This window comes from Paraburkholderia sp. EG286B, assembly GCF_040965655.1.
GTDB lineage: Bacteria > Pseudomonadota > Gammaproteobacteria > Burkholderiales > Burkholderiaceae > Paraburkholderia.
Genome location: NZ_JBFRCF010000273.1, coordinates 1 through 255, shown reverse-complemented (window position 1 = coordinate 255; position 255 = coordinate 1). Strand labels below are relative to the sequence as shown.

Sequence of the window (255 nt, the reverse complement as noted above, 5' to 3'; positions counted from 1 at the left end):
GTCCGCCCACGGTCAGGCCCGTGGCGAGCATCGCGCCGACGATCACGATCGCGGAAATCGCATTGGTCACGGCCATGAGCGGCGTATGCAGCGCGGGCGTGACGTTCCAGACCACGTGATAGCCCACATACACGGCCAGCACGAAGATGATCAGGTTGATGACGGTATGGTTGATGACTTCCATTGTTGGTCTCCTCCTCGTCATGCCTTGCGCGTGACCTGGCCGTCGCGGGCCAGCAGCGTGGCCGCGACGAT

Annotated in this window: 1 protein-coding gene; it reads right to left on the bottom strand. The window is 63.1% G+C overall.

Features of this window, described 5'->3' with window-relative positions:
* On the bottom strand, nt 1–184 hold a 184-nt coding region (locus AB4Y42_RS44720), incomplete at its 3' end, for a proton-translocating transhydrogenase family protein (RefSeq protein WP_368693003.1).
* Nucleotides 185–255: the final 71 nt, after the last annotated feature.